Raw genomic sequence first — 24,975 nt, 5'->3', positions numbered from 1 at the left:
TTCTCAAGCTTCCTTTGTAACTGTGCGGGCGACTTCAAGTCCCATGGTCAATAGTTCTGCGGCCTGTTCTCGAGTGGCGGCTTCGACGTAACAACGAAGTTCTGGCGCATTTCCTGATGCACGATAATGCACAGCATTGCCTGATGCAAAAAACAGTTTCACACCATCGATTGTTTCCAAACGAATAATCGCGTCTGTTAAAGGAAACAGGCGCAAGCGCGCTTCTTCTTGTGTGATGACAGAAAGAAAAGCAGCAGTTTTTTCTTGTGCGACGTTTTGCAAGCGGTCGCTTAAGGCAATTCGAAAGCCATAGTTTCGGGCAATTTCAGAGAGCGGCTTTTGCGTTTCCTTGATCGTGCTAAGGCAAGCGAGAATTGGCAGCAGCGCATCTCGGGTCGGCAACGCAGAGAGTTCATGTCCGTTCTTCTCAATGGTGCTTCCAAGCAGCACACCGCCATTGGCTTCAAAACCAACGACACTGCTGGCATTTTTGCTCAGAGCTTGTTGCATCCCCGCAATCACATAGGGTGAACCGACGCGGGTCCGCAAGACGCTGGCAAATTTTCCGCATTCCTCCAGTGCTGTATTTGAGGTGACAGGTGTTACGATGGTGTCTGCGTCAGCCCAGGCTGCCGTAATGGCACCGACGAGGTCCCCGCGTACAAATTGCCCATTTTCATCGGCAATAAGCGGACGATCCGCATCGCCATCGGTTGAGACGATAGCATCGAAGTGACTCTCGCCCGCCCATTGAGCGAGAAGCGATATATCTTCCGGTCGCAGCGCTTCAGTATCGACCGGAACAAACACATCCGAACGACCCAGTGCAGTTGTTTCTGCACCCAGAGCGCTTAAAACTTCCTTGAGAAGATCGCGCGCTACAGACGAGTGCTGATAGACACCAACTTTCAAACCTGCGAGGCTGTTTGCACCGAATAGCTTAATATAGCGCTCGGCATAGGCGTTGATTGCTTGATCGCTTGTTGGCAAATTCTCAGCTTTGCGTACAACAATATCATCGGGCAGGGCGGCGAAGGCGGCACTGATTGCCGCCTCGTCTTCCTTGTCGATTTCACCGTCGGCACGATAAAATTTGAGACCATTGCGATCATCAGGGATATGGCTGCCCGTGATCATAATGCAGGGTGCTTGCTGTGCCATAGCAAAATAGCTCAGAGCCGGTGTCGGCAGCACGCCGCAATTAACCGGTGTCAAGCCTGCATCTTCGATAGCGCCCATTGCAAGGGCTGCAATATCCGGGCTTGAAGGTCGCAAATCCTGCCCGACAAAAACACGATCGCCTGTATTCAGTCCGCCGCGTGCCCGTAACATTTCAACGAACGCCAGTGAATATGCATAGGCGGGCAATCCGTTAAGCTCGGTTGCAAGACCCCGAAGGCCGCTTGTGCCGAATTTGAGAGAATTGCCTGTCATGTCGTATTCAAACCTATTTTTTTGAAATGAATATTAATCTGCTGCGACCTTTCCTATCGCGTATATTCGAGATCGTTTCAATCGTTGCATGTTTATGTGGTTATCGAGAACTTTCTACCTGCACATAGTCTCGATGTGCAGGTAGATTGAGATCCGGCAGACTTTCGGCATGCACGACCGCACGCGCTACGGCCTGCGCCATCACGGTTGCCGCAATTGCGCCGATTGCCGTTACGTCAGCTTCAACCCCGGTAGCCTTGCCTGTCGAGAGCGCAAAAATTGTATCGCCATCCCACATTGTGTGGATTGGGTTAATCGTTCGTGCAAAGCCATCATGCGCCATGCCAGCGATTTTCTTCAGCTGGGCTTTGTTGAATGGGACATTGGTTGCAATAGCGCCAATCGTCGTATTGGCGCCGGCCGATTGAATAACGCTCTTGCCCTGCATTATTGCCTCCATGATACTGCGGAAGCCCTTGCTGTTTTCATTGCGCGCACCAGCAAGGATTTGTGCTGAGTTGGGTGCATAAACGTCGCCCACGGCGTTAACGGCAACAATGGCACCAATAATGATCTCTGTGCCCGGCACCTGATAGCTCGCGGTGCCAAGGCCACCTTTCATGGCGTATTCCATGCCAAACATTTTGCCGACGGAAGCCCCTGCGCCTGCTCCGATATTGCCTTCGTCTGATGCTTCTGCTTGGGCTGCTTTGCAGGCGAGATAGCCCGCTTCGTCGTCTGGACGGACCGAAAAATCGCCAACGTCTAAATCCATAAGCACAGCGGCGGGAACAATTGGGACGACTCCCTTGCCGATCTTAAAACCGATATCATTCTCTTCGAGATAGCGCATGACGCCCGTTGCAGCAGCGAGACCATATGCACTGCCACCTGAAAGCAGGATCGCATGTACCCGATCAACAAGATTTACAGGGTCAAGCAGTTCAGTTTCCCGGGTGCCCGGTGCCGAGCCGCGCACATCCACACCTGCTGCTGCACCTTCTTCGCAGAGCAATACCGTGCATCCTGTTGGGCGTCTAGAAAGTGTGTGATGCCCAAGCTTTATTCCTGGTACATCGGTGATGCTTCCGCCCATCAGTTCCAACATTTTGATTACCTTTTATTACCCTATATGTTGGGTGGCTAATGAAAGGTATTGTTGTAAGTCCTGCAAGTGTTTTTTTTGAATATTTGCTTGTAAGTATTTGGTCCCGAAGATGACTTTCAATCCGTAATAATATTTTTCTCTTGAGCACGACGAAGACGCAAGACGTCCGCGACAAAAGTGCGGGAAAGAGCATGATAAAGTGGCTCATGAGAAACCAGTCGGGCGGTTCCATAGCCGAGCATAGACGCACACATCAGCGGAATTACATTGTTGTGGTTGCCGGTCATTTCCAGAATGATCACAAAGGCTGTCATCGGAGCCTGAACAACGCCTGCAAAATAGCCCGCCATGCCGAGTATAGCGGCGAGGCTGGCGCTCGTGCCTAGTATTAGCCCTATGGTGCTGCCAAGGCCTGCACCCACAGAGAGGGAAGGGGCAAAGATGCCACCGGGAATGCCCGAGATCATTGAAAGAAGACCGGCCACTAGTTTCTCTATAAAATAGAAAGGCGGGAGCGAAAGTCCTTCGACCGCAGAGCGCGCCTGATCATACCCTGTGCCGAATGTTGCTCCGCCTGATGCAATGCCAATCACGGCTACAGCGAGACCGCACATGCCTGCTATCATGACTGTTCTGCGCAGCGGTGCTTTTTGTACGCGGCGCCTTACGCGCTTTGTGAGGTTGAGCGCAGCGGCACTGAAAGCAGCCCCAAATGCACCACCAATCACGCCGCAGCTTGCGACCAGAATCCAGTCCGTATGCGTTCCTACTGTAACCGTCGTGAGGCCGAAATAGTTATAATTTCCCACAAGTCCGAGTGAGGCCAGACCCGCGAGAATGACTGCCGAGAGCACAAGGCCATTGGTGCGGGCGGCATAGGCGCGCCCCATTTCTTCAATAGCAAAGACAATACCTGCAAGTGGCGTGTTGAAAGCCGCAGCGATCCCTGCAGCCGAGCCCGCGAGGATGAGACCGCGCGCATGTTCCATGCTGCCGATACGGGCAGATAACAACATGATCGAAGCGCCAACTTGTACGGTTGGTCCCTCCCGCCCGATGGACGCGCCTGAGAAAAGGCCGGCAATTGTCAGAATGATTTTTCCGAACGCAATTCTAAGTGACAGTAACAGAGAGCGGTCTTCGGGGTTGTTGAGGTGTCGTGCTGCAATGGCTTGTGGAATGCCGCTGCCGCCAGAACCGGGGAAACATGTGATAGCAATCCATGAGCAAAGCATGAAGCCAAGCGGCGTAATGATGAGTGGTAACCATGCGCGCCATGTGCTTTCAGTGCCGTTCGTAAGATTTTTGAAAAGGCCCTGAGCAATATCGGCAGCTTCGGCGAATGCAACGCTGATCAAACCTATCGCAATAGCCCCGCACCAGAATACGAGACGCGGTTTCCATAAGCGCGGGTTCATCCACATTGCTTGAGAACGGCGAAGAAGCGGTAGCTGTCGATATGATTTTCGCATTTTGGCCCCTTTTGGGCTCGTTATAAATAATTACGCTCAGCGAATTATCATAAAAATTATAGCGAGTAACTGAAACTTGTCCGTAAAAGACTTTTCAACCAGTCATAAGCATGTTACCAGCCGGTGCCAATTCAACACGTAATGAAGTCCAGTCGCAGCTCCCGGATTTATCTCCGGAGGAGGCGACTTTTCTCATTCAGTAAAACCGGTAAAGGAATTGGCAATGGCTAAAATCGTGGAATCGTCCACCGGCGCGCTCGCTCTCACTTTCGATGATGTGCTTTTACAGCCTGGTCATTCCGAGGTTATGCCAGGGCAAGTTGACCTGCGCACGCGTATTGCCAAAGATATTGAACTGAACCTCCCGCTTCTTTCGGCTGCTATGGATACGGTCACAGAATCGCGTCTTGCTATCGCGATGGCACAGTCGGGTGGTATAGGCGTTATTCATCGCAATCTTACCCCTGAGCGTCAGGCTGAAGAAGTCCGTCAGGTCAAGAAGTTCGAATCTGGTATGGTCGTGAACCCTGTCACTATCGGACCGGATGCAACGCTGGCCGATGCGCAAGCGGTGATGAAGGCACATCGCATTTCCGGTATTCCGGTTGTCGAGAACGGTGCGAAGGGCCCAGGGCGTCTCGTTGGAATTCTAACCAACCGCGATGTACGCTTTGCTTCTGACCCTGCTCAGAAAATTTACGAGTTGATGACCCGCGAGAACCTTGTCACGGTTCGCGAAAATGTCAATCAAGACGAAGCCAAGCGCTTGCTTCATGCACATCGCATCGAGAAGCTACTGGTTGTGGACGATAAGGGCCGTTGCGTTGGCCTGATCACTGTCAAGGATATGGAAAAGTCGCAGCTCAATCCAAATGCGGCCAAGGACGCGCAGGGCCGTCTGCGTGCGGCTGCCGCGACAAGCGTTGGCGAAGATGGTTATGAACGCGCAGAACGCCTGATTGACGCGGGTGTCGACCTGCTTGTTGTCGATACGGCCCATGGTCATTCGCAGCGCGTTCTTGATGCTGTTGCACGTATCAAGAAAGCCTATCCAAATGTTGCTATTCTTGCCGGTAATGTCGCCACCGCGGGCGGTACTCAGGCATTGATTGATGCCGGTGCGGATGCCGTGAAGGTCGGTATCGGACCGGGTTCGATCTGTACGACGCGTATCGTTGCAGGCGTTGGCGTACCACAGCTTTCGGCTATCATGTCGGCGGTCGAAGCCGCCCAAAAGCACAACATTCCTGTGATCGCCGATGGCGGCATCAAGTTCTCCGGCGATTTCGCCAAGGCACTTGCCGCTGGTGCCGTCGCTGCTATGGCTGGCTCGCTGCTTGCTGGTACTGAAGAAAGCCCGGGCGAAGTCTATCTGCATCAGGGCCGTTCGTTCAAATCCTATCGCGGTATGGGTTCGGTTGGCGCTATGGCACGCGGTTCTGCTGACCGTTATTTCCAGGCAGAAGTCCGTGATGAGCTGAAGCTCGTCCCTGAAGGCATCGAAGGTCAGGTCGCTTATAAGGGGCCGATTTCAGCGGTTCTGCATCAGCTTGCTGGTGGTCTTCGCGCATCTATGGGTTATGTAGGCGCCAAGACGTTGGAAGAATTCCGCGAAAAGGCAACTTTCGTGCGCATTTCCAATGCTGGCCTGCGTGAAAGCCATTCGCATGGCGTGGCAATTACCCGCGAAAGCCCGAACTATCCGGGTGGTATGTAGCATTTTAAATGCTCCCAAATCGGCCTCTTCGCAAAGATGAGGTCGTCTTTTGGCAGGCATTACAGGTGTTCAAGCCCGTGATTATTTTCTAATGTCAATACCTAAATGAGTTAGAAATAATTTATGGGTTTTGTAGATGCCAGATTGGTTTAGCACGCTAGAAATAGAAGACATTTCACTCCCTGCAAAGGTTTTTAACGACGAAACAATCGCTCGGAACCCTGAGATCAGAGCTGTGAGAGTAAATATTCAACCACACTCGATTCAAGGTCCAAGTAATCCTGTCCAAAGGGATTTTGCTGGGCCTTTACGAGGTCGTCAAAATATGTCGGTGGGAGGATTGGTTGGAAGCGCTAGAGATCTAGAAAGCTCGCCCACGTTTAGTGTCGGGGAGCTTGTGAGCCGTTTTGAGGGTGGGGCTCGATCATCTATTCGACAACGAATTGGTTTTGACGCAGTTGCCTCAGCAAACGGAATTGCATCAGGCCGAATGCCTCATGCAGAGTCCGCTATTGAGAAGGAGGGCTTAAATGAATCCATTAATCCTCTTCGAACTCCACGTCCTTTTAAGAATGAGTTGATTAAAAAAGTTCAAGCGCGAAACTTAAGTTTGTTCGGCAGTCTTGAGCCGAGTTTTAATCTTGCAAACTATCCCGAATATCCATTTCGGAATCCTAGTTTAGATGGGGCAATATATCAGCCACTACACTTTAAGGGCGCGCGAACTCGCGTTCTCCCTGTTCGAGTACCACCACCACCACCACCACCACCACCACCACCACCACCACCACCGCCACCGCCTGCGCCACCGCTGGGATTATCTCCAGCTTCTACAGCAACTGCAATCTTGCGCATACTAGAAAATAGGCGCTTTGACGGTTACGCAGACTATTCGGATAGTTCTGATGAATCGTCTATTGGATGGTCTGACGAGTGATGTGATAAATGGTCGAGGGATGATGTAGCGATCACTCTTGAAGTTCTGAACTTCACGGGTGGGGTATAATGAATGTTAGGCTGAGTTTCGAATGTATTGTCTGAATGTTATTTGAACTAGGAGAATGCTGTCATGCCAACTGTGCCTCTGGAAATGAACGAAATTTTAGAGGAATCTACAATTGTCAGAGATGCGCTGGATGATAGGCGTCTAGCCTCTAGGAGGAATAGACCGCCATTACTGCGCAGTGATGGTGTGTCGTCAACTGATAGAGAAAGACCATCTCCTACAATCCGGAGAAATGTGCCACTCACAGTGCATAATCTTGGTTCATCGGTGTTACGATCCGAAGCTATAGACCGTAGCGTTGATGAGAGCTTATCTAATTTTCATTCACAATATTCCCGACCATCAGTCGCTCGACCTGATTTTACAAGGTTGGAGGGCATCATGGCGCAAATGCAAGAGATGGAACGAGTTTTAATGAATAATGCGAGGTTTCCAAATCCGCGCATGGTACGCAGGTTTGAGATGTCTTCTGTACACCACCTCCGCGCAATACACTCGTCAAATCTTACACATCGTTCCTTTTTAGGCTTTGTCAGAGAGAATGAGAACGTCTCCGTTGAAAGTATAACGAGAATGGATTTCTCTGATTTTGATTGGTTTGTTTCCTCACATTTCCCACTTCCATCTTATCAGGAATCTCTAAATTTACCCGCACTCCCAAAATATTCAATGAATGAAGATATTAAAAAACAAAAAACATATATTAATTGAATTTATATAATTAAATATTTGTTATTTTATTCAGAGGTGGTTAATTAATATTAATATGTATTAGGAAATTAATATCAAATATTTTAATAATAATGATAAATAAATTATTTTATAAGATGTGAGTAATAATTATCGAATTAATGCAGACGTTTCGCCATTCGTCATTTAAACAGCATCGTTTCACTGAATATTATTCATTGCTCATGCGTCAAATCATGCATACCAAATAGGAATTGGTTTTTTCGGTCATATACAAATATTGGTGGTAACGCTGAAATTGAATTATTGTAGGAGAGGAATGCGCTGGTCAGGCGAAGTTTTGATGATGCCAAGGTTTCTTCAAATACACCCGAAGATTCTTGGGAGCCGGAAGGAACACCATAGCCTTGATCAACCGCCAAGGCTACCAACTTATACGGAGACTGGTCATGATAAGAACCAGTGGTCAGGGGTGGAGTCGTCGGTTCATTATCAAGAAATTTTTAGTGGTTTGCCGCTATGGCCTCTGGTTTATAATCCGCGAGACAGGCGGATTTCTAAAAATAGCGAATTAAGATTTGACAGTATTTATATGACAAAACCACCTGTTCCTTCGCATCGAAACGGGTATGATGAGAGATTTTAGCTTTCATTTCATCAAATGCTGTTGCGGTCAGGGTCGTATATTTTCAGTGATCCGCCAACTCGTAAGCCGACCCATCGACTTCCTATGGTACTGATAAACGTTATTCAACTTTGGTATGATTGATTTTTTTAGATAATTTGGAGTTTATATTTAATAATTTAAATGCTGAAATTAGCATTTGTGTAAAATAATATTATGTTAAATTATTATAAAGCTAACGGTATAAGATTTTTATTTTTAAATACAATAAAATGTATTTATTATTTAATTGTTTTATCAATTAATACAGGGGAAATATCGCATGTATCAAAATATTCCGTTGTCGATAATTGATGAGCCTCTCGCTTCCGAGGCTTTTGCGATGACCACGGAGCGCCGGGCCGCTGTTCAAGACGAGATTAATGCTTGGGGTCGGTATGCAAGGCCTGGCTTGCAGCAATTTGGAGGTAGTGAGTCTGTCCACTCCGTGGGGCAAGGAAGTTTTGGTCCAGCAACGCCGAGTGCCATGGGTCGCCACGAAAGTGCACATATGGCGAGCTCTTCGGATGAAAGAGCGGGAAATATGCGCCGAGTGCCCAAGGATATAGGTGCTTCGGAACTGCGCGAACCCCGTCTGCGGTTTGAAGGCAAACCGTTCCATCGGCAGGCAATGTCTGGGGCTGAACTGAAAATGAGAGCGTCGGGTTTTAGAGAGGTTTCTTCACCTATTTCAGAACCAATCCACGATATAGATTTCCCACTTTTGTTTGGTAGCGATCCACTCATAGACGGTCCTCTTTTGCCAAACGCCAAGATTAGGCTGAAAAATCGTCATGATCTTAAAGGAGGAGGCTATACGGTCAGCAACTCTATATTCTATCTACCGTGTCCACCTCAAATAGATTCCATGCGGTCGATAGGTCCTGTAGAGGGGTGTCCTCCTCCTTTTCCCGGGCGAAAACTTGCTCTTACTTCTACTACTTTCAAAAATGTACTTTCCGATTTTTCCATATCTGCATTTTTAGAAGGCAATAGTCGTGAGTAGAAGGTCTCCTGATCGCACTCGTGATGCTAATGCTAACTCATTGTCATAGCTTGACGGATTCCATTATGCATTCTGCCAGCGCCTGGAAGTCTCTAAGGCGCTTGCTTTGTCGGCGCCAGAAAAGGGCGATTTCTCGCTTTGGCTGCTCGCCTTCAAACCGAACAATGCGCATATTATTGTTGCGTGTTTCCGCGCTAACGGCGATTTCAGGAATAAGCGTCAGCCCCATTCCATGACTAACCATCTGCAGCAATGTGGCCATGCTTGTTGCGCCATACCTCACCAGTTGGCGTTGGGATGGGAGTGAGCACACTGCCAGCGCCTGATCGCGCATGCAATGGCCTTCTTCGAGCAAAAGTAATCGGTCGAGTGCGATATTGTCTTGCGTCATGGGTGAGGATAGGATTGTCTGATCATTGCTGGAGGTGGCAATTAGAAAGTGATCATCAAACAGTTTTAGATGCGCAAGACGATCATCAGCTATTGGCAAAGCTGCGACGATGGCGTCGATTTCGCCTGCGTGTAACTCCTCTAGCAGCTTCGCTGTCACGCTTTCGCGCAACTGCAGGCGAAATGACGGATGCTTTTCCCGTAGTAGTGGAATGAGACTTGGCACGAGATAGGGCGCTACGGTTGGAATGATTCCAAGTCGGAGCTGGGTTTGTAACAGCCCTTTGCTCTGCGCAGAAATCTCCTCAAGTGCATGAAGCTCCTTAAGGATGGTTTGAATACCCGGCAGCAATTCGCGGCCCAGCTCTGTCATGATGACTTTACGCTGTGAACGCTCGAAAAGAGGTGCGCCCGCAACGGCTTCCATTTCGGCAATCTGTGCCGAAAGGGCAGGCTGCGAAATATGCGCAAGCTCGGCTGCTTTTCTAAAATGCAGAGTGGTCGCGAGCGCATCAAAATAGCGCATTTGTCTGATCGTAAACATGATAAGGAAATCCTATCAATTGCGAAATAAAAATCAATTGGAAATTATTATTGGAATAAGTCTAAACTGCACGTGTTACCAAGCCAGTGTGTGAGGCAGCAGATAATGTTCACGCAACAAGCCAGGCTGAATGCTGGACCAACCAATATATTTTTTTAGGAGGGAAATTCCCATGGCAGACCGTCCGATTATGACTACAAGCGCTGGTGCGCCTATTCCGGATAACCAGAATTCCCTCACCGCTGGCGAGCGCGGTCCTGTTCTATTGCAGGATTATCAGCTGATTGAAAAGTTGACGCATCAGAACCGTGAACGTATTCCTGAACGTGTCGTACATGCTAAGGGCTGGGGGGCGTTTGGCACGCTCACCATCACTGGCGATATTTCAAAATATACCAAAGCCAAGGCTTTGCAGCCGGGTGCGACAACGCCGATGCTGGCGCGCTTCTCAACCGTTGCCGGTGAGCAGGGTGCTGCAGATGCTGAGCGCGATGTTCGCGGCTTTGCATTGAAGTTCTATACAGAAGAAGGGAATTGGGATCTTGTTGGCAACAACACGCCGGTGTTCTTCGTGCGTGATCCCGTGAAATTCCCGGATTTCATTCATACCCAGAAGCGTCATCCCAAGACGAACCTGCGTTCGGCAACGGCCATGTGGGATTTCTGGTCGCTTTCACCAGAAAGCTTGCATCAGGTGACGATCCTGATGTCGGATCGTGGTCTCCCAACCGACGTGCGGCATATCAATGGTTATGGTTCGCATACCTATTCCTTCTGGAATGATGCTGGCGAGCGTTACTGGGTGAAGTTCCACTTCAAGACACTGCAAGGCCACAAGCATTGGACCAATGAAGAGGCTGAACGTGTGATCGGTCGTACGCGTGAATCCACGCAGGAAGATCTGTTCACTTCCATCGAGAAGGGCGACTTCCCAAAGTGGAAAGTTCAGGTGCAGATCATGCCGGAACTGGATGCCGACAAGACGCCTTACAATCCATTCGATCTCACCAAGGTTTGGCCGCATGCTGACTATCCACCAATCGATATTGGCATAATGGAATTGAACCGCAATGCGGAAAACTATTTCACTGAGATCGAAAATGCGGCCTTCTCGCCGTCAAACATTGTGCCGGGCATCAGTTATTCGCCGGATAAGATGTTGCAGGGACGGTTATTCTCCTATGCTGACGCCCATCGCCATCGTCTTGGTACGCATTATGAGAATCTGCCGGTCAACCAGCCGAAATGCCCAGTACATCACTACCACCGTGATGGTCAGATGAACACCTATGGCGGCATTGCAACGGGCAACCCGGATGCTTATTATGAGCCAAACTCGTTCAACGGCCCGGTTGAGCAGCCTTCTGCGAAAGAACCACCGCTGCGTCTGAGCGGCGATGCGGATCGCTACAATCATCGCATCGGCAATGATGATTATTCGCAACCGCGTGCCTTGTTCAATCTGTTTGACGACGGTCAGAAGGCGCGTTTGTTCTCAAACATTGCAGCAGCGATGGGTGGAGTGCCGGGCTTTATTGTCGAACGTCAGTTGGCGCATTTCAAGCTGGTACATCCAGATTACGAAGCTGGAGTTCGCAAGGCGCTTCATAACGCTCATGGCTATCAGGCCAATACGATTGCCGTTAATGAGGAAGTGGATGCAGCGGAATAACCGCCCATTTTCTTCATTTTGTGAAAAGCCGGTTGCCCCCGCTCCGGCTTTTTGCATTTCAGTAAGACTTTAAATTCGCTGCAACCGATTTGCTGATTGCCTTTTCCCACCAAGGAAGGCTATGCCCGACGTAATAAATATGAAGGAGCAGAAATGCGGCTTGGCGGACGCCTTCAGGCGGCGATTGAGATTCTAAACGATATTGAGGTGGTCAAACGGCCCGCTTCCGATGCATTGAAGGATTGGGGTGCGTCGCATCGCTTTGCCGGTGCGGGTGATCGCGCCGTGATTGGCAATATTGTTTATGATGCACTGCGCCGCAAATTGTCTATTGCTTGGCGTATGCATAGCGATGACGCCCGTGCATTGGCTTATGGTGCGCTGGTCTGCGAAGGTGGATTGGATTTCGCAGCCATTGATGCAGCGCTCGACGGCGATAAATTTGCTCCTGAAGCGCTCAGCACGGCGCAACGCGAAGCATGGGCAAGCCGTGATGTTGGGGATGCTCCTGAATATATTCGAGCAGATGTGCCAGAATGGTGTGTTCCTTCGCTTGAAGCACAGTTCGGTGATCGATGGGTGAGTGAGGCCGAAGCTCTTTCGACACGTCCGCCAGTTGATCTTCGCGTTAACCTGCTGAAGGCGAAACCCGAAGCGGTTATTGAAGCATTGGAAAAGGCGGGCGTTGGTAAAGCGCCTTTGCTTGACCAAGCTTTGCGTATCCCGCCGATTGAAGCGCTTGGTCGTCATCCGAATGTGCAAACTGATCAGTCGTTTCTAGACGGCTGGTTTGAGGTACAGGATTTGGGCTCGCAACTTGCTGCTTTGTTTGCTGGTGCGAAACCCGGCGAACAAGTGTTGGATTATTGTGCTGGTGCGGGCGGTAAGACCCTGGCTCTGGCCGCAGCCATGGGAAATAGTGGGCAGGTTCATGCTTATGATGCAGAGCGCGCGCGCCTTTCACCGATGCATGATCGTTTGCAGAGGGCAGGGGTTCGTAATACGCAGATTCATGGAAACCTGGATGCGTTGGCACCGTTGATTGAACGTATGGATCTCGTTCTCACGGATGCACCTTGCACAGGTTCTGGCACTTGGCGGCGTAGACCTGATGCAAAATGGCGTCTGAATGAGCAGCAACTTGATCGTCGTGTGCAGGACCAGAAGGAAGTTCTGGATGCTGCAAAGCATTATGTCAAACCCGGCGGACGACTGGTCTACGTGACGTGTTCGCTTTTTGCTGAAGAGAATACCCAGCAAGTCGACCGTTTTCTTGGTGAAAACAGCAATTTTTCTGAAGCAGATCCAAAACAACTCTGGCAATCAATTGTGCCTGATGCTGGGCTTATTTCCCCCATTTTCCCTTCGCGAGGTAGTGTACTCTCTCCGCTATCGACAGATACAGATGGTTTTTATGTGAGTGTGCTGCATAGAAATACTTAATCTCAGACAAATGTATTTGCTATTCGCTCTGATACGGTCGTAATCATTCACAATGGGCAAGTTTTTTTGCCGACGCGCAAAGGCTGTTATTCGCGAGCAACGCAAACAGGGTGGTTGCGCAGGGGCAAGGGCGACAGAGATGATCAAAACCATTGCAGACAAGCGTCTTCTTTACGTCATGGCGACAGAAGCGGAATATGGCCCTTATTTGAGTTCGCTGTTTTTGCCGCTGATGATCGGCGTTGGGCCAGTTGAATCAGCAATCAATCTGATGCGTATTCTGACGGTCTTTGAACAACAAGGCGAGCTGCCAGACATCGTAGTGTCAATCGGCTCAGCCGGATCGGCTCGCCTGCCTCAAACAGAGGTGTTTCAGGTTTCATCTGTTAGCTATCGCGATATGGACGCGTCACCTTTGGGTTTTGAAAAAGGCTGCACGCCTTTTCTCGATTTGCCTAAAGTCGTCGACTTGCCGTGTATCATCCCGGGTCTGCCGCGTGCATCGCTTTCAACTGGTGCGAATATCGTGTCTGGCAAAGCTTATGAAATCATCGACGCCGATATGGTAGACATGGAAACCTATGCGTGTCTGCGTGCGTGCCAGGCGTATGGTGTCGATCTGATCGGCCTGCGTGGCATTTCAGATGGTGCGCGTGAGTTGCGTCATGTTGATGATTGGACCGAGTTTCTACACGTCATTGATGAAAAGCTCGCGAATGCCGTTGAGGCGCTTGAAGCGGCGATTGTTGCTGACGCACTGACACTTCCTGACAAGGATGTGTCAGTATAGGGCAAGTTTCTTCGTTTGTTTGTTGAAACGTGGCACTTCGTCCATTGCATTTTTGCCGCTTTTTATCTAGATGCTCGGCATGAGCACCACAGCAAATCCTGACACTATCCTTATCATCGACTTTGGCAGCCAGGTCACGCAGCTTATTGCACGCCGCGTACGTGAGGCCGGAGTTTATTCCGAGATCGTTCCGTTCCAGTCTGCGGAAGATGCCTATAAGCGCATCAATCCGAAGGCGGTGATTTTGTCGGGTAGCCCACACTCGACAACGGACATTGGCAGCCCGCGCGCGCCGCAGGCGATTTTCGAGACTGGAATTCCAGTTCTCGGTATCTGCTACGGCGAGCAGACCATGTGCGCCCAGTTGGGTGGCAAGGTTGAAAGCGGTCATGATCGTGAATTCGGTCGTGCTTTCCTTGAAGTGCAAGAAGACAGCGCGCTGTTTGCTGGCGTCTGGGCAAAGGGCACGCGTCATCAGGTTTGGATGAGCCATGGCGATCGCGTTACCGCGCTTCCTGAGGGCTTCAAGGTTATCGGCACATCGCCAAATGCACCTTTCGCAGCCATTTCGGATGAGAAGCGCAAATATTTCGCGGTTCAGTTCCATCCGGAAGTCGTGCACACGCCTGATGGTGCAAAGCTCATTCAGAACTTCGTACATAACATCGTCGGTATAAAGCCTGACTGGACGATGTCTGCCTATCGCGAGCAGGCTGTTGAGGCCATTCGCAAGCAGGTTGGCAAGGGTAAAGTTATTTGTGCTTTGTCCGGCGGCGTTGATTCCTCTGTTGCTGCTCTTTTGATTCATGAAGCCGTTGGCGATCAGCTAACCTGTATCCTTGTTGATCATGGTTTGATGCGCAAGAACGAAGCTGCCGATGTGGTGGCTATGTTCAAAGAGCATTATAATCTGCCGCTCATTCTGGTGAATGCGCAGGACCGCTTCATTGAGGCTCTTGAAGGCGAAAGCGACCCGGAAAAGAAGCGCAAGACCATCGGCAGGCTCTTCATCGAAGTGTTTGAAGAAGAAGCCAACAAGCTGGGCGGCGCGGACTTCCTCGCGCAGGGCACGCTGTATCCGGACGTTATCGAAAGCGTTTCGTTCACGGGCGGTCCTTCGGTTACGATCAAGTCGCACCACAATGTCGGCGGTCTGCCAGAACGCATGAACATGCAGCTGGTCGAGCCGCTGCGTGAACTCTTCAAAGATGAAGTGCGTGTATTGGGTAAGGAACTTGGTCTTCCTGACAGCTTCATCGGCCGTCACCCGTTTCCTGGTCCGGGTCTTGCGATCCGCTGTCCGGGCGGCATCACGCGCGAAAAGCTTGAAATCCTGCGGGAAGCTGATGCGATTTATCTTGATGAAATCCGCAAAGCTGGTCTTTACGACACAATTTGGCAGGCTTTCGCCGTTCTGCTTCCAGTTCAGACTGTTGGCGTAATGGGTGACGGCCGCACATATGAGTTTGTCTGTGCATTGCGTGCGGTCACATCCGTTGACGGTATGACTGCCGATTTCTACCACTACGATATGAACTTCCTTGGCAATGCGGCGACCCGCATCATCAATGAAGTGCGCGGTATTAACCGCGTGGTCTACGATGTGACCTCGAAGCCTCCGGGCACTATTGAGTGGGAATGATTACATTTTTGGTCTGAAGTAGATTATTGTATAAGCCCGCTTTTGCGGGCTTATTGCATTTTATACGTTAATAAAAATTAAAGTTATTAGTTTCGCTTCCTGAATAACGCTGGGTCGAGTTTATGTCTGTTCAATCGCGCATAAAGGCTACGACGTGGCATTTTCAGTACAATAGCGGCTTGGCCAACATCCCCATTTAATCTCTTAAGTGTTTCGGAAAGTACTTTAGCTTCAAACTCGTCCATTTGTTCGGAAAGCGGCAAGAGGTTTGCATTTTCTGCGTAATCGCTATGCAGACCGAGGACAACTTGCTTTGCAAAGTTACGTAATTCGCGCACATTTCCCGCCCAGTCGTCCGAATTCAATCGGTTTTCAATGGTTGCATCCATTTGTGGACGAGGCTGGCCAAATTGCTTAGCAGCTTCATCAATAAAGTAGGAAAATAATAGTCCTATATCTTTCCTGCGCTCCCTGAGTGGGGGAATTCGTATGCGCACCGTCTCAAGCCGATAGAAAAGATCAGATCTGAACTTTCCTGCCTTAACAGCTGCCTCTAAGTCGCCTTTTGCTGCCGCAATAACGCGTAAATTGACAGCGCGGGGGTCGCCGTTAGCGCTTGGAAGCTCCCGCTCTTCTACAACGCGCAGGAGTTTGCCTTGAAGCACCGGCGACATGCTATCAGCTTCGTCTAGGAATAGCGTTCCGCGATCCGCATCGGCAATCCTTCCTCGTTGGATACGATTTCCGAAAAGAACTTCATCTACAATTGGATCTGGAAGTGCAGCGCAATCAACGGCGATGAAGTTCCGTGATTGCCGGGTACTCCAGCGATGAAGAAGCCTTGCAACTAGTTCCTTGCCGGTTCCCGTCTCACCTTCGATCAACACATCGACGTCGACACTCGCAAGTTGTTTAATGGTCTCGCGCAACCTCACCATCACTGGTGTGTCGCCGATCAGTGGGTAATCTTGAGCTGCTTCTGTTGCTGCCTTTCGCAGACGCCGATTTTCTAGAACCAAACGCCTCATTTCAAGTCCGCGACGTATGCTTGCAATCATATGATCAATTGAAAAGGGTTTTGCAATAAAATCAAAAGCACCTTTTTTAAGCGCTGTAACCGCCATGCTGATATCACCATGACCAGTCATAAGAATCACTGGTAATTCGGGATCACTTGCTAAAAGAGCATCAAGTATCGCATGGCCGTCTACTTTAGGCATTCTGATATCTGTGACAATAATGCCCGGAAAATCCGCATTTAGATTGGCCAGGGCTGACTGTCCATCGGCATGTATTTCGATCTGAAATCCGGCAATTTCAAAAGAATCGGCAAGCGCTGCGCGAAAAGCGATGTCATCGTCGACAAGCATCACGCGTAATGGGTTCATATCAGGGGTTTCGGCGGTCATGTTTCTTTTGCTCGTTTTACTTTAACCTCGAAGGCCGCGCCGCCTAAGTGTGAAGGAACGATGCGCAATGTGCCTTCGAGATCAAGTATGATATCGCGCGCAATACCAAGGCCCAGACCGAGACCATCCGCTTTTCCGGATATGAAAGGGCTGAAAATTTTGTCGCTAAGCGCAGGGTCTATACCGGGTCCATTATCTGCTATAGTTATTGATACAAACTGATCATCCTGGTCTATGGACAGTACAATACGCGGCGTGGGGTGGTTCGTAATTGCATCCAAAGCGTTTTGAAAGAGGTTGACCAATACTTGTTCCAGCCGCACACGATTTGCCAGGACTGTGATGGTGCTGTTATCTGAAAATTCAAGTTCGACACCGGCATTACGGAAGCGGTCTCCCATAATCAGCAACGTTTCTTCGAGTAGTTCACCGACGTTTGTAGGAACCACTTCGCGATGTCCTCGACGTGCAAATCGACGCATTTCCTGCGTTATAGATCCAATGCGAGAGGTCAACTCAATCGACGATGCAAGATTAGCGGCAACTTTGTCCAGTCTTCCTTTGCCGAGGTGGTGTTGGGCGTTTTCTGACAGGGTTTGTATGGTTGCAACAGGCTGATTGATTTCATGTACGAGGCCCGCTGTTATGGAACCCAGCGACGCAAGTCTATTTGCCTGTGCTAGCTCTTCTCGTGCTTGTCGGAAGCGTCTGTCTGCACGCTCCCGTTCGGCCATTTCCGCATTCAATTCGGCAGTACGATTCGTAACGGCGATTTCAAGGGCAGCTTTATCGGAGGCTGCACGTGCGGCACGGGTTGCTCGCCAATAGATTGCAGTTCCGATTATCAGAAAGACCAGAAGTGCTGCGACAGTTATCAACCTCGCATCGTCATTTGCTTTCTTTGTTGCGGGCTCAATAGCTTCAATGTGAAGTAACTTGAGCTCTGTACCTGCAATTGGCTCTTCAACTGTTATAAATTTTGTACCAGTAGGCCCGCGCATCAAATCCGGGGTCTCTCGCCTGTATAGACTGGGTAAAAGATCTGCGACTTTAAATTGCCCACTTTGACTAATGTTTTTGAGTTCAACTGGAGGGATTGGGGAAAAAGACCGCAAACCCTCGTCTCTGTGCGTGCATGCCAATATGATGCTTCGTGGGTCTACGACAAAGGTTTGGCCAGGATCGTTTGCCCAAGTACTCACAAGCTGGTTGAACTCAAACTTAACTACCACGACACCCTTAGGGGTGGTTTCATCGCCAATTCTCTTGGCTATAAAGAGACCAAAGCGCCCACTGAGATCACCTATAGCGTAATACTCTGCCGCACCGGCGCTCATGGATCCTTTGAAGTAGGGGCGAAATCCATAGTTTCTCCCCATAAAACTTTCCGGCGTATTTGCATTGGAGGAAGCAACAACGGTGCCGTCGTTCTTGATGACATAAATGATGGGTGAGCCAATTTCCTGGGCTAAAAAATTCAGTTTTTTATTCAGTCGTTGCGTTGCCGTGTTTTGTCCGCCGTCAAGCACCTCATTGAGGTCGCTATACTCTTTAAGGACAGTGGGGAGGAGACGAAATTTTGCTAGCTCACTATCGACTAGTCGAGTTTGCTGTCGTGCGATCAGGGTCGCATCATCATTAAGTTTTTCAAGTGCAATGTTCTCGGACCATATTCGTGCTGTTGTCCAAGTCGCTATGGTCAATAGAAAAACGAGCAGAACGAAAATGACTTTAATAATTTTCTTTGAAATATCCATTTGTGCAGAAATATGCACAGATGGAAAGATTGTCACGCAAAAAATTGCACATTAAGCTGGTCTGAAATATGACGAAATTGCGATAAGTACATAGTTTTCAATAGGCTAAGCGTAATTTTTTTTCGGCTAGCGATTTATCGGTTTGTCCCGCATTTTAACGCAACTTCGGGTATGGGAGTTTCGTCAGGAGGAAACCAATGCTTGCCGTGGCAAATGTACAGTTTTGTATCTCAGTGGAAAACGGGAACGGAACGTAGCTTGAGTTCAGTCCAGGGTTTGTGCCGTACCATTGAGTCATGCGCCATTAACTCTCGTCAGTTTCCTCGTTGTAAGTGCTGCATTAGGCGCATCTGAAACAACTCTAAGAATAAATTACAACACATGTAAGTCACCCGAAAGCGTGCCTTGAGGCACTAAAACGGGTGAAACAGGCAATATAGAGACATCAAGGAGCAGCCGCATGGCTTCAATTACGTCCAAGCAAAGTGATGCGCTAAGCACGAATGGTCGGCTAAAATCTATTATTGGCGGATCTACGGGTAATCTTGTCGAGTGGTTTGACTGGTATGTTTATGCGGCCTTTACGCTTTACTTTGCTCCGCACTTTTTTCCCTCTGAAAGTCAGACAGCTCAACTCCTAAGCGCGGCTGCAGTTTTCGCAGTTGGTTTTGTTATGCGTCCGATCGGTGCGTGGATAATGGGCGTTTATGCTGATCGCAAAGGACGTAAGGCTGGTCTGGCTCTATCCGTTACCCTGATGTGTGCTGGCTCGTTGATCATTGCGCTGACTCCGGGTTATGAAACTGTCGGACTGCTTGCACCGGCTCTTTTGGTGCTTGCTCGTTTGATGCAGGGGTTATCAGTCGGTGGTGAATATGGCGCGAGTGCGACTTATCTCTCGGAGATGGCAGGAAAAAGCCGCCGCGGTTTCTTTTCTTCTTTCCAATACGTGACACTTATTTCTGGTCAGTTGCTCGCGATTTCTCTTTTGGTCCTGCTGCAAAGCACGATGGATACATCGGCCCTCGAAGCATGGGGCTGGCGTATTCCGTTCTTTGTCGGTGCATTGCTTGCCGTTGTGGTTTTCTGGCTTCGCCGTGGTCTTGCTGAAACAGAAAGCTTCAAGAACGCGAAATCTAATGATGCACCAAAGTCGGGTTTCTGGACACTCATTAAGTATCATCCAAAGGAGACAGCGCTGGTCATGTTGCTGACCGCTGGCGGCACGCTCGCTTTCTATGCTTACTCGATTTATATGCAGAAATTTTTGGTCAATACGTCTGGCTTCAGTCGTGAAATTGCGAGCCAAATCAATGCGATCACACTTTTTATATTCATGTGTTTGCAGCCCATCGCTGGTGCTCTTTCGGATAAAATCGGTCGTAAGCCGCTTATGGTGGCCTTTGGCGCGGCAGGTGTTCTGTTCACGTATCCCATTTTCTCAACGCTGGAGCAGACCCGCGATCCTTGGGTTGCAGGCATGCTTGTGATGGGCGCGCTGATTATTGTGACAGGTTACACATCAATCAATGCAGTGGTTAAAGCGGAACTTTTCCCCGCGAATATTCGTGCACTTGGCGTTGCGTTGCCTTATGCTCTCGCTAATACCTTGTTCGGTGGAACTGCCGAATATGTGGCCCTGAGTTTTAAGAGCAGTGGCTGGGAACGTGGATTCTATTGGTAGTTACCGTTATGATCGGCATTTCGTTGGTTGTATATTTGCGTATGCGCGATACAAGCAAGGACAGCCTGATCACGGAAGATTAAAAGATATAAGCCGGGCTTCTTACCCGGCTTTTTATTTAACGTGAAGTAGTGTTGCAAGCTCAGCATAAGTGTACAGATTTAGCAGCAGTTTGCGTGAATATGCGGACAATTGTGCTTCATTTCGCGTGCAAATGATTAAGCGCACGGTCGGCCCAGCTTTCGTGAATACCAGCATTTGTAGATAAAATTTGACCAGGGAATTGACCTGATAAGCGCTAATAATCGTAATTTGAAAACTGAATTGTGAAGATGTCGTTTGAGCGTATAAGATGAAGCATAAAATAGAAATTGGAGGCGCTGTATCCGTTATAATGTAATACTTAGCTAAGATAAAATAATGGTGATGTAATCGTTCTTATAATTATTGTTTTAATTGATAATATAATTATATACTAGACTGAATCGTCAATATTAACAAAAATCATGAGTTTCATGCTATCAAAATTTCTTGTTTTGACCTGATGAAGTCATGTTTGTTGTTTCCTTTTCTTGAGAAGGCGATTTGCAGCAGACGCTAACATGATAGATTTTTTAATATAAATTATGTCATCCGGCTGTCATGCAGCCGGAATAAAAGCACGCAAACTATTAAGATTGCGCGCTTATGTTACATGAAACTAAAATACACGTGGATGTTGCTGTCGAGGCAGAAGGTTTGAGCCTCGCCTATGGCAAGAATACGATCCTCAGAAACATCGATCTGACCTTACCAAAAGGCCAGACGCTTGCGCTGCTTGGTCCATCCGGTTGCGGAAAAACCACATTGCTGCGTCTGGTGGCAGGTCTTCTGGCACCCACAACCGGATCAATCACCATCAATGGCGTAAAAGTTGCTGATGCAACAACAGGAAAGTTTTCACCGCCGGAAAAACGGCATCTGGGAATGGTTTTCCAAGATTATGCGCTTTGGCCGCATATGACGGTTTATGGCAATGTTTCGTTTCCGTTGGAAATGCGTGGCATTGGACGTGCCGAGCGCGAAACGCGTGTGAAGTCAGCTTTGGATCGCGTTGGACTTAAAGGCTTCGGTGATCGTTCGATCAGCGATATGTCGGGCGGTCAGCAGCAGCGCGTGGCAATTGCGCGCGCAATCGTTGCCGAACCCAGTCTTGTGCTTTTTGACGAGCCGCTTTCCAATCTTGATCGCGAATTACGCGAGAACATGGTCACCGAAATTGGTCAGCTCGTTGCCAATCTTGGCTTGACTGCAATCTATGTAACCCATGATCAAAGCGAGGCTTTTTCGCTCGCTCATCAGGTCGCGATCATGCGGGCAGGCATTATTGAACAGCTGGCAGCACCCGAGGTTCTTGTCGCGCAACCGAAAACGCCAGCCGTTGCTGATTTCCTTCGTCTTGGCTGTGTGATGCCAGTTGAGCGTGAAAGTACTGGCTATCGCATAGCGCAAACGGAAATCCGGCTTGCGAACAGCGTAGCGCCCGAACAGGCGACACATGTACTTCTTCCCTCGCGGTCGGTACGTAGCGTTGAATTGTGCAATTCATCTATTCCCGCAACTGTTCTGCGTACGCAGTTTCGTGGTGACGGTCATCTGACGACTGTGCGCATCGGTTCACAGACTGTGTCGCATGAATTGACTTATCTCGATAGCCGCCGTCTTACGCCCGGCGTGCCGGTTGGTATCGCAATTGATGCAGAGCAACTCCGCTGGTTCTCCCACTAACACTAGTATCTCAGGCACATCTCAGGAGAGATTTATGAAAAAGTCCCTTATTGGTGCAGGTATGGCATTTGCCGCAGCTCTGCTCGCAAGCTCGGTAGCTTTCGCCGACATCACCGTTTATTCGGCTGGTCCAGGCAAGCTGATTGAAGGCCTGGCGGCGGGCTTTACAGCCAAGACCGGTACCAAGGTCAATGTCTTTCAGGCAACGACCGGCAAGGTCATGGCGCGCATCGAAGCTGAAGCGGCCAATCCTGTAGTGGATGTTCTGATTTCGGCTTCGTGGGATACAGCAACGGATTTTGCCAAGCGCGATTGGCTTGTGGCTTACACCAGCCCGAATGCCGCAAAAGTTCCTGATTTCCTGAAGAACGAAACTGCTGTTGCTCAGGGTGTTTCAGCGCTTGGTATCGCTTGGAACCCAAACAGCAAGACGCCCAAGCCAACCGAATGGGCTGATCTGGCCAATCCGGAATATCAGGATCTGGTCAATCTTCCGGATCCATCGCAGTCGGGTGCAACATTTGAACTTGTTGCAGCGCTCTCGGAAACACAGGGCTGGGATCTGTTCAAGAATCTTCAGGCCAACGGCGCAGTTGCTGCCGGGGCAAATGCAGAAGCGCTGAACCCAGTGCTTCAGGGCGCGAAAGCCGCAGTTTTTGGCGCGGTTGATTACATCTCGCTTGCTGGCAAGGCCAAGGGCGAAGCGATTGACGTCATCTTCCCGACATCGGGTACGGTCATTGCTCCGCGTCCGGCCATGATCCTCAACTGGTCGAAAAATCAAGACGAAGCCAAGCAATTCATCGATTACATGCTGTCGGATGAAGGTCAGGAAATTGTGGCGAAGGCTTATCTGATGCCTGCTCGTTCTGATGTTGCTGCTAACCGTCCGCTGATCAGTGATCTGAAAATCCTTCCGATTGATGCGGCAGCGGTCTACGGCAAGCGCAATGAGACTTTGAAGGAATTCAACGCGATTTTCGGCGCGAAGAAGTAAAGTCTGGGTGGCTCTTCTCAGATTGGGGAGAGCCAACTCATTTGTTTTTAATTTGCTGTCATGCTTCATGGCAGCGGGAATACCGCAGAGGCAATTATGAGTGCAAAGACCGCTACCGCTGCAAATCCGCTTGGGCTTGTGGCCGTTATCGGCCTCGCCATTGTCGTCGCGGTTCCATTTATTTTTATTGTTCTGCAGGCCATTTTTCCGCAGATCGGGCAGGGGATTCTCAGTGCCCCTTTTGTGCACCTGCCAGCTCTTTTTGAAGATCCCAAACTCTTACGTATGACCGGCAATACTGTTTTGCTCGGTGTCAGCGTCGTCGTGCTCTCAGCTGTTATTGCAGTTCCGCTCGCCGTATTCCGGGCGCTTTATAAAGTGCCTTTTGCACTGGGTTGGGATGTGCTGATGCTCGTGCCCTTCATGATCCCGCCTTATATCGCAACGCTAGGCTGGATCATGACATTGCAGCCGCGCGGTTATCTTGATCAGCTTGTCGGATTCAACCTCGCGCCGTTCCTGTTTTCTCTTGGCGGTATGACATTTGTGATGGCGCTCAACACGTTTCCGCTGGTCTACTTCGCAGTCTCCCGGACGATCGAAGCCGTTGGTCCACGCTATTCCGATGTTGGTCGTGTGTTTGGTGCTTCACCTTGGCGTTCGTTTTTCCGTATTACGCTGCCACTTGCAACGCCGGGACTGGCCGCAAGCCTGTTGCTGGTCTTCGCTTCGGCAATTGAGGAATATGGTACACCGGCAGCGCTTGGAAGTCGTTCGGGCTTCGAAGTGCTGGTAACGGAAATTGATATGCGTATTTCCGATTGGCCGATTGATCTTTCGGGCGCAGCTGTTTTCTCGCTCGCATTGGTATTATTGTCGCTTGCAGCTTTTATGCTGCAACGCTGGATTTTGACGCGTCGCTCTTATGTGACAACTGGCGGTAAGCCGCAAAACAAGGACAAGCGTGACCTCGGCGCATTCAAAATTCCGGTCGTAATTTTGTTTGGTGTGGTCGCTTTTGCTGCGACTGGCGTACCGTTACTTGCCATTCTGGCAACCGCTATGTCGAAGACCATTTCGGGCGGGCTGACACCATCCAATCTTGGTTTCGACAATTTTGCAGCCATTGCGGATAACAGTGCAGGCGCTATGCGCGCATTGACCAACAGCCTGTCATTGGGTGTTGCGAGTGCGTTGCTAACCGGATTCTTGGGCGCGGTTGCAGCTTATGCCGTTGTTAAGATGCGTTTCCGTGGGCGTTTCTGGCTCGATGTTCTGACGGTGTTGCCAAATTCGCTTCCCGGTGTCGTGGTGGCTGTCGGCCTTATCCTTGCATGGAACCAGCCATCGCTGCTGATTTCACCTTACAATACGCCGCTGATCCTGCTGCTTGCTTATTGCTGTATTCTGTTGCCGCAGCCGATCCGTTATGCGACAGCGGCATTTCATCAGATCGGTGACAATCTCGAAGCCGCCGCGCGCGTTTGTGGAGCGGGTAGCTTCACGACCTTTCGCCGCATCATGCTGCCGCTGATCGCACCAAGCTTAATTACCGCAATGCTTCTGGTCTTTGCAGTGGCAACGCGCGAACTTGTGGCTTCAATTCTCGTGGCACCCGTTGGCATGCAGACGATCTCAATCTTCATCTGGCGGCAGTTTGAGCAGGGGTCGATTGGGCTTGGCATGGCGATGGCTTTCATCGCAATCCTGCTTACAACGTTGCTGCCGCTGGCGCTGATGGGGCTGCTAAAGCGCACAGGTTTGGTCAAAATCTAGTACTGTC

General features: G+C 49.7%; 16 protein-coding genes and 2 pseudogenes. 11 read left to right on the top strand and 7 right to left on the bottom strand.

Annotated elements, in window-relative coordinates; genetic code table 11:
- Positions 1-3 precede the first annotated feature (3 nt).
- The 3 genes and pseudogenes from RI570_RS11710 to RI570_RS11700 all read right to left on the bottom strand — a co-directional run bounded on the left by RI570_RS11710 (position 4) and on the right by RI570_RS11700 (position 4,014).
- On the bottom strand, positions 4-1,434 hold the full coding sequence (locus RI570_RS11710) for a phosphomannomutase (RefSeq protein ID WP_313828707.1): 1,431 nt from the start codon (positions 1,432-1,434) through the stop codon (positions 4-6).
- 100 nt (positions 1,435-1,534) lie between these two features.
- Positions 1,535-2,639: pseudogene (locus RI570_RS11705) on the bottom strand (P1 family peptidase).
- A gap of 19 nt (positions 2,640-2,658) precedes the next feature.
- Positions 2,659-4,014, bottom strand: a complete 1,356-nt coding sequence (locus RI570_RS11700) for a chloride channel protein (RefSeq protein ID WP_313828706.1) — start codon at positions 4,012-4,014, stop codon at positions 2,659-2,661.
- Between the two features lie 223 nt (positions 4,015-4,237).
- On the opposite strand from RI570_RS11700, the gene guaB reads away from it, so the two are divergent.
- Both guaB and RI570_RS11690 read left to right on the top strand, forming a co-directional pair.
- Positions 4,238-5,731: an IMP dehydrogenase gene (gene guaB, locus RI570_RS11695; protein WP_313828705.1), complete on the top strand. Its 1,494-nt coding sequence runs from the start codon at positions 4,238-4,240 to the stop codon at positions 5,729-5,731.
- A 1,069-nt stretch (positions 5,732-6,800) separates the two neighbouring features.
- Positions 6,801-7,448: a hypothetical protein gene (locus tag RI570_RS11690; protein WP_313828703.1), complete on the top strand. Its 648-nt coding sequence runs from the start codon at positions 6,801-6,803 to the stop codon at positions 7,446-7,448.
- A 194-nt stretch (positions 7,449-7,642) separates the two neighbouring features.
- Here the strand turns inward: RI570_RS11690 and RI570_RS11685 are convergent, their stop codons facing one another.
- The gene (locus tag RI570_RS11685; RefSeq protein WP_313828702.1) at positions 7,643-7,849 is read right to left on the bottom strand and encodes a hypothetical protein; all 207 of its coding nucleotides are present in this window, start codon (positions 7,847-7,849) and stop codon (positions 7,643-7,645) included.
- Between the two features lie 525 nt (positions 7,850-8,374).
- Between RI570_RS11685 and RI570_RS11680 the strand changes: the two genes are divergently transcribed.
- Positions 8,375-9,097: a hypothetical protein gene (locus RI570_RS11680; RefSeq protein ID WP_313828700.1), complete on the top strand. Its 723-nt coding sequence runs from the start codon at positions 8,375-8,377 to the stop codon at positions 9,095-9,097.
- Between the two features lie 43 nt (positions 9,098-9,140).
- On the opposite strand, the gene RI570_RS11675 is transcribed toward RI570_RS11680, so the two are convergent.
- Positions 9,141-10,031: a hydrogen peroxide-inducible genes activator gene (locus RI570_RS11675; RefSeq protein WP_313828699.1), complete on the bottom strand. Its 891-nt coding sequence runs from the start codon at positions 10,029-10,031 to the stop codon at positions 9,141-9,143.
- A gap of 172 nt (positions 10,032-10,203) precedes the next feature.
- Between RI570_RS11675 and katA the strand changes: the two genes are divergently transcribed.
- From katA to guaA, 4 genes are all read left to right on the top strand, one after another.
- A complete protein-coding gene (gene katA, locus RI570_RS11670) occupies positions 10,204-11,703 on the top strand; it encodes a catalase KatA (protein WP_313828697.1) in 1,500 nt (499 codons plus the stop codon).
- A gap of 153 nt (positions 11,704-11,856) precedes the next feature.
- Positions 11,857-13,146 carry an RsmB/NOP family class I SAM-dependent RNA methyltransferase gene (locus RI570_RS11665; protein ID WP_313828696.1) on the top strand — a complete coding sequence of 430 codons (1,290 nt, stop codon included), beginning with the start codon at positions 11,857-11,859 and terminating at the stop codon, positions 13,144-13,146.
- A gap of 139 nt (positions 13,147-13,285) precedes the next feature.
- Complete coding sequence (locus tag RI570_RS11660) at positions 13,286-13,936, top strand: 5'-methylthioadenosine/S-adenosylhomocysteine nucleosidase (protein WP_313828694.1); 651 nt, start codon at positions 13,286-13,288, stop codon at positions 13,934-13,936.
- Positions 13,937-14,015: 79 nt separating this feature from the next.
- Positions 14,016-15,578: a glutamine-hydrolyzing GMP synthase gene (gene guaA, locus RI570_RS11655; RefSeq protein ID WP_313828693.1), complete on the top strand. Its 1,563-nt coding sequence runs from the start codon at positions 14,016-14,018 to the stop codon at positions 15,576-15,578.
- Positions 15,579-15,664: 86 nt separating this feature from the next.
- On the opposite strand, the gene RI570_RS11650 is transcribed toward guaA, so the two are convergent.
- Together RI570_RS11650 and RI570_RS11645 are read right to left on the bottom strand one after the other, a co-directional pair.
- On the bottom strand, positions 15,665-16,987 hold the full coding sequence (locus RI570_RS11650; protein ID WP_313828692.1) for a sigma-54 dependent transcriptional regulator: 1,323 nt from the start codon (positions 16,985-16,987) through the stop codon (positions 15,665-15,667).
- Complete coding sequence (locus tag RI570_RS11645; protein WP_313830003.1) at positions 16,984-18,744, bottom strand: ATP-binding protein; 1,761 nt, start codon at positions 18,742-18,744, stop codon at positions 16,984-16,986. The genes RI570_RS11650 and RI570_RS11645 overlap by 4 nt, the downstream gene beginning before the upstream one ends.
- Before the next feature lie 460 nt (positions 18,745-19,204).
- Between RI570_RS11645 and RI570_RS11640 the strand changes: the two are divergent.
- From RI570_RS11640 to RI570_RS11625, 4 genes and pseudogenes are all read left to right on the top strand, one after another.
- Positions 19,205-20,511 (top strand): annotated as a pseudogene (locus RI570_RS11640) (MFS transporter).
- Between the two features lie 604 nt (positions 20,512-21,115).
- A complete protein-coding gene (locus RI570_RS11635) occupies positions 21,116-22,195 on the top strand; it encodes an ABC transporter ATP-binding protein (protein ID WP_313828691.1) in 1,080 nt (359 codons plus the stop codon).
- A gap of 34 nt (positions 22,196-22,229) precedes the next feature.
- On the top strand, positions 22,230-23,192 hold the full coding sequence (locus tag RI570_RS11630; RefSeq protein WP_313828690.1) for an ABC transporter substrate-binding protein: 963 nt from the start codon (positions 22,230-22,232) through the stop codon (positions 23,190-23,192).
- A gap of 96 nt (positions 23,193-23,288) precedes the next feature.
- Positions 23,289-24,968, top strand: a complete 1,680-nt coding sequence (locus RI570_RS11625; RefSeq protein WP_313828689.1) for an iron ABC transporter permease — start codon at positions 23,289-23,291, stop codon at positions 24,966-24,968.
- Positions 24,969-24,975 lie beyond the last annotated feature (7 nt).

It is taken from the genome of Brucella pseudogrignonensis (assembly GCF_032190615.1).
In the GTDB taxonomy this organism is placed as follows: Bacteria; Pseudomonadota; Alphaproteobacteria; order Rhizobiales; family Rhizobiaceae; genus Brucella; species Brucella pseudogrignonensis_B.
This window is presented reverse-complemented; position numbering and strand designations above follow the sequence as displayed.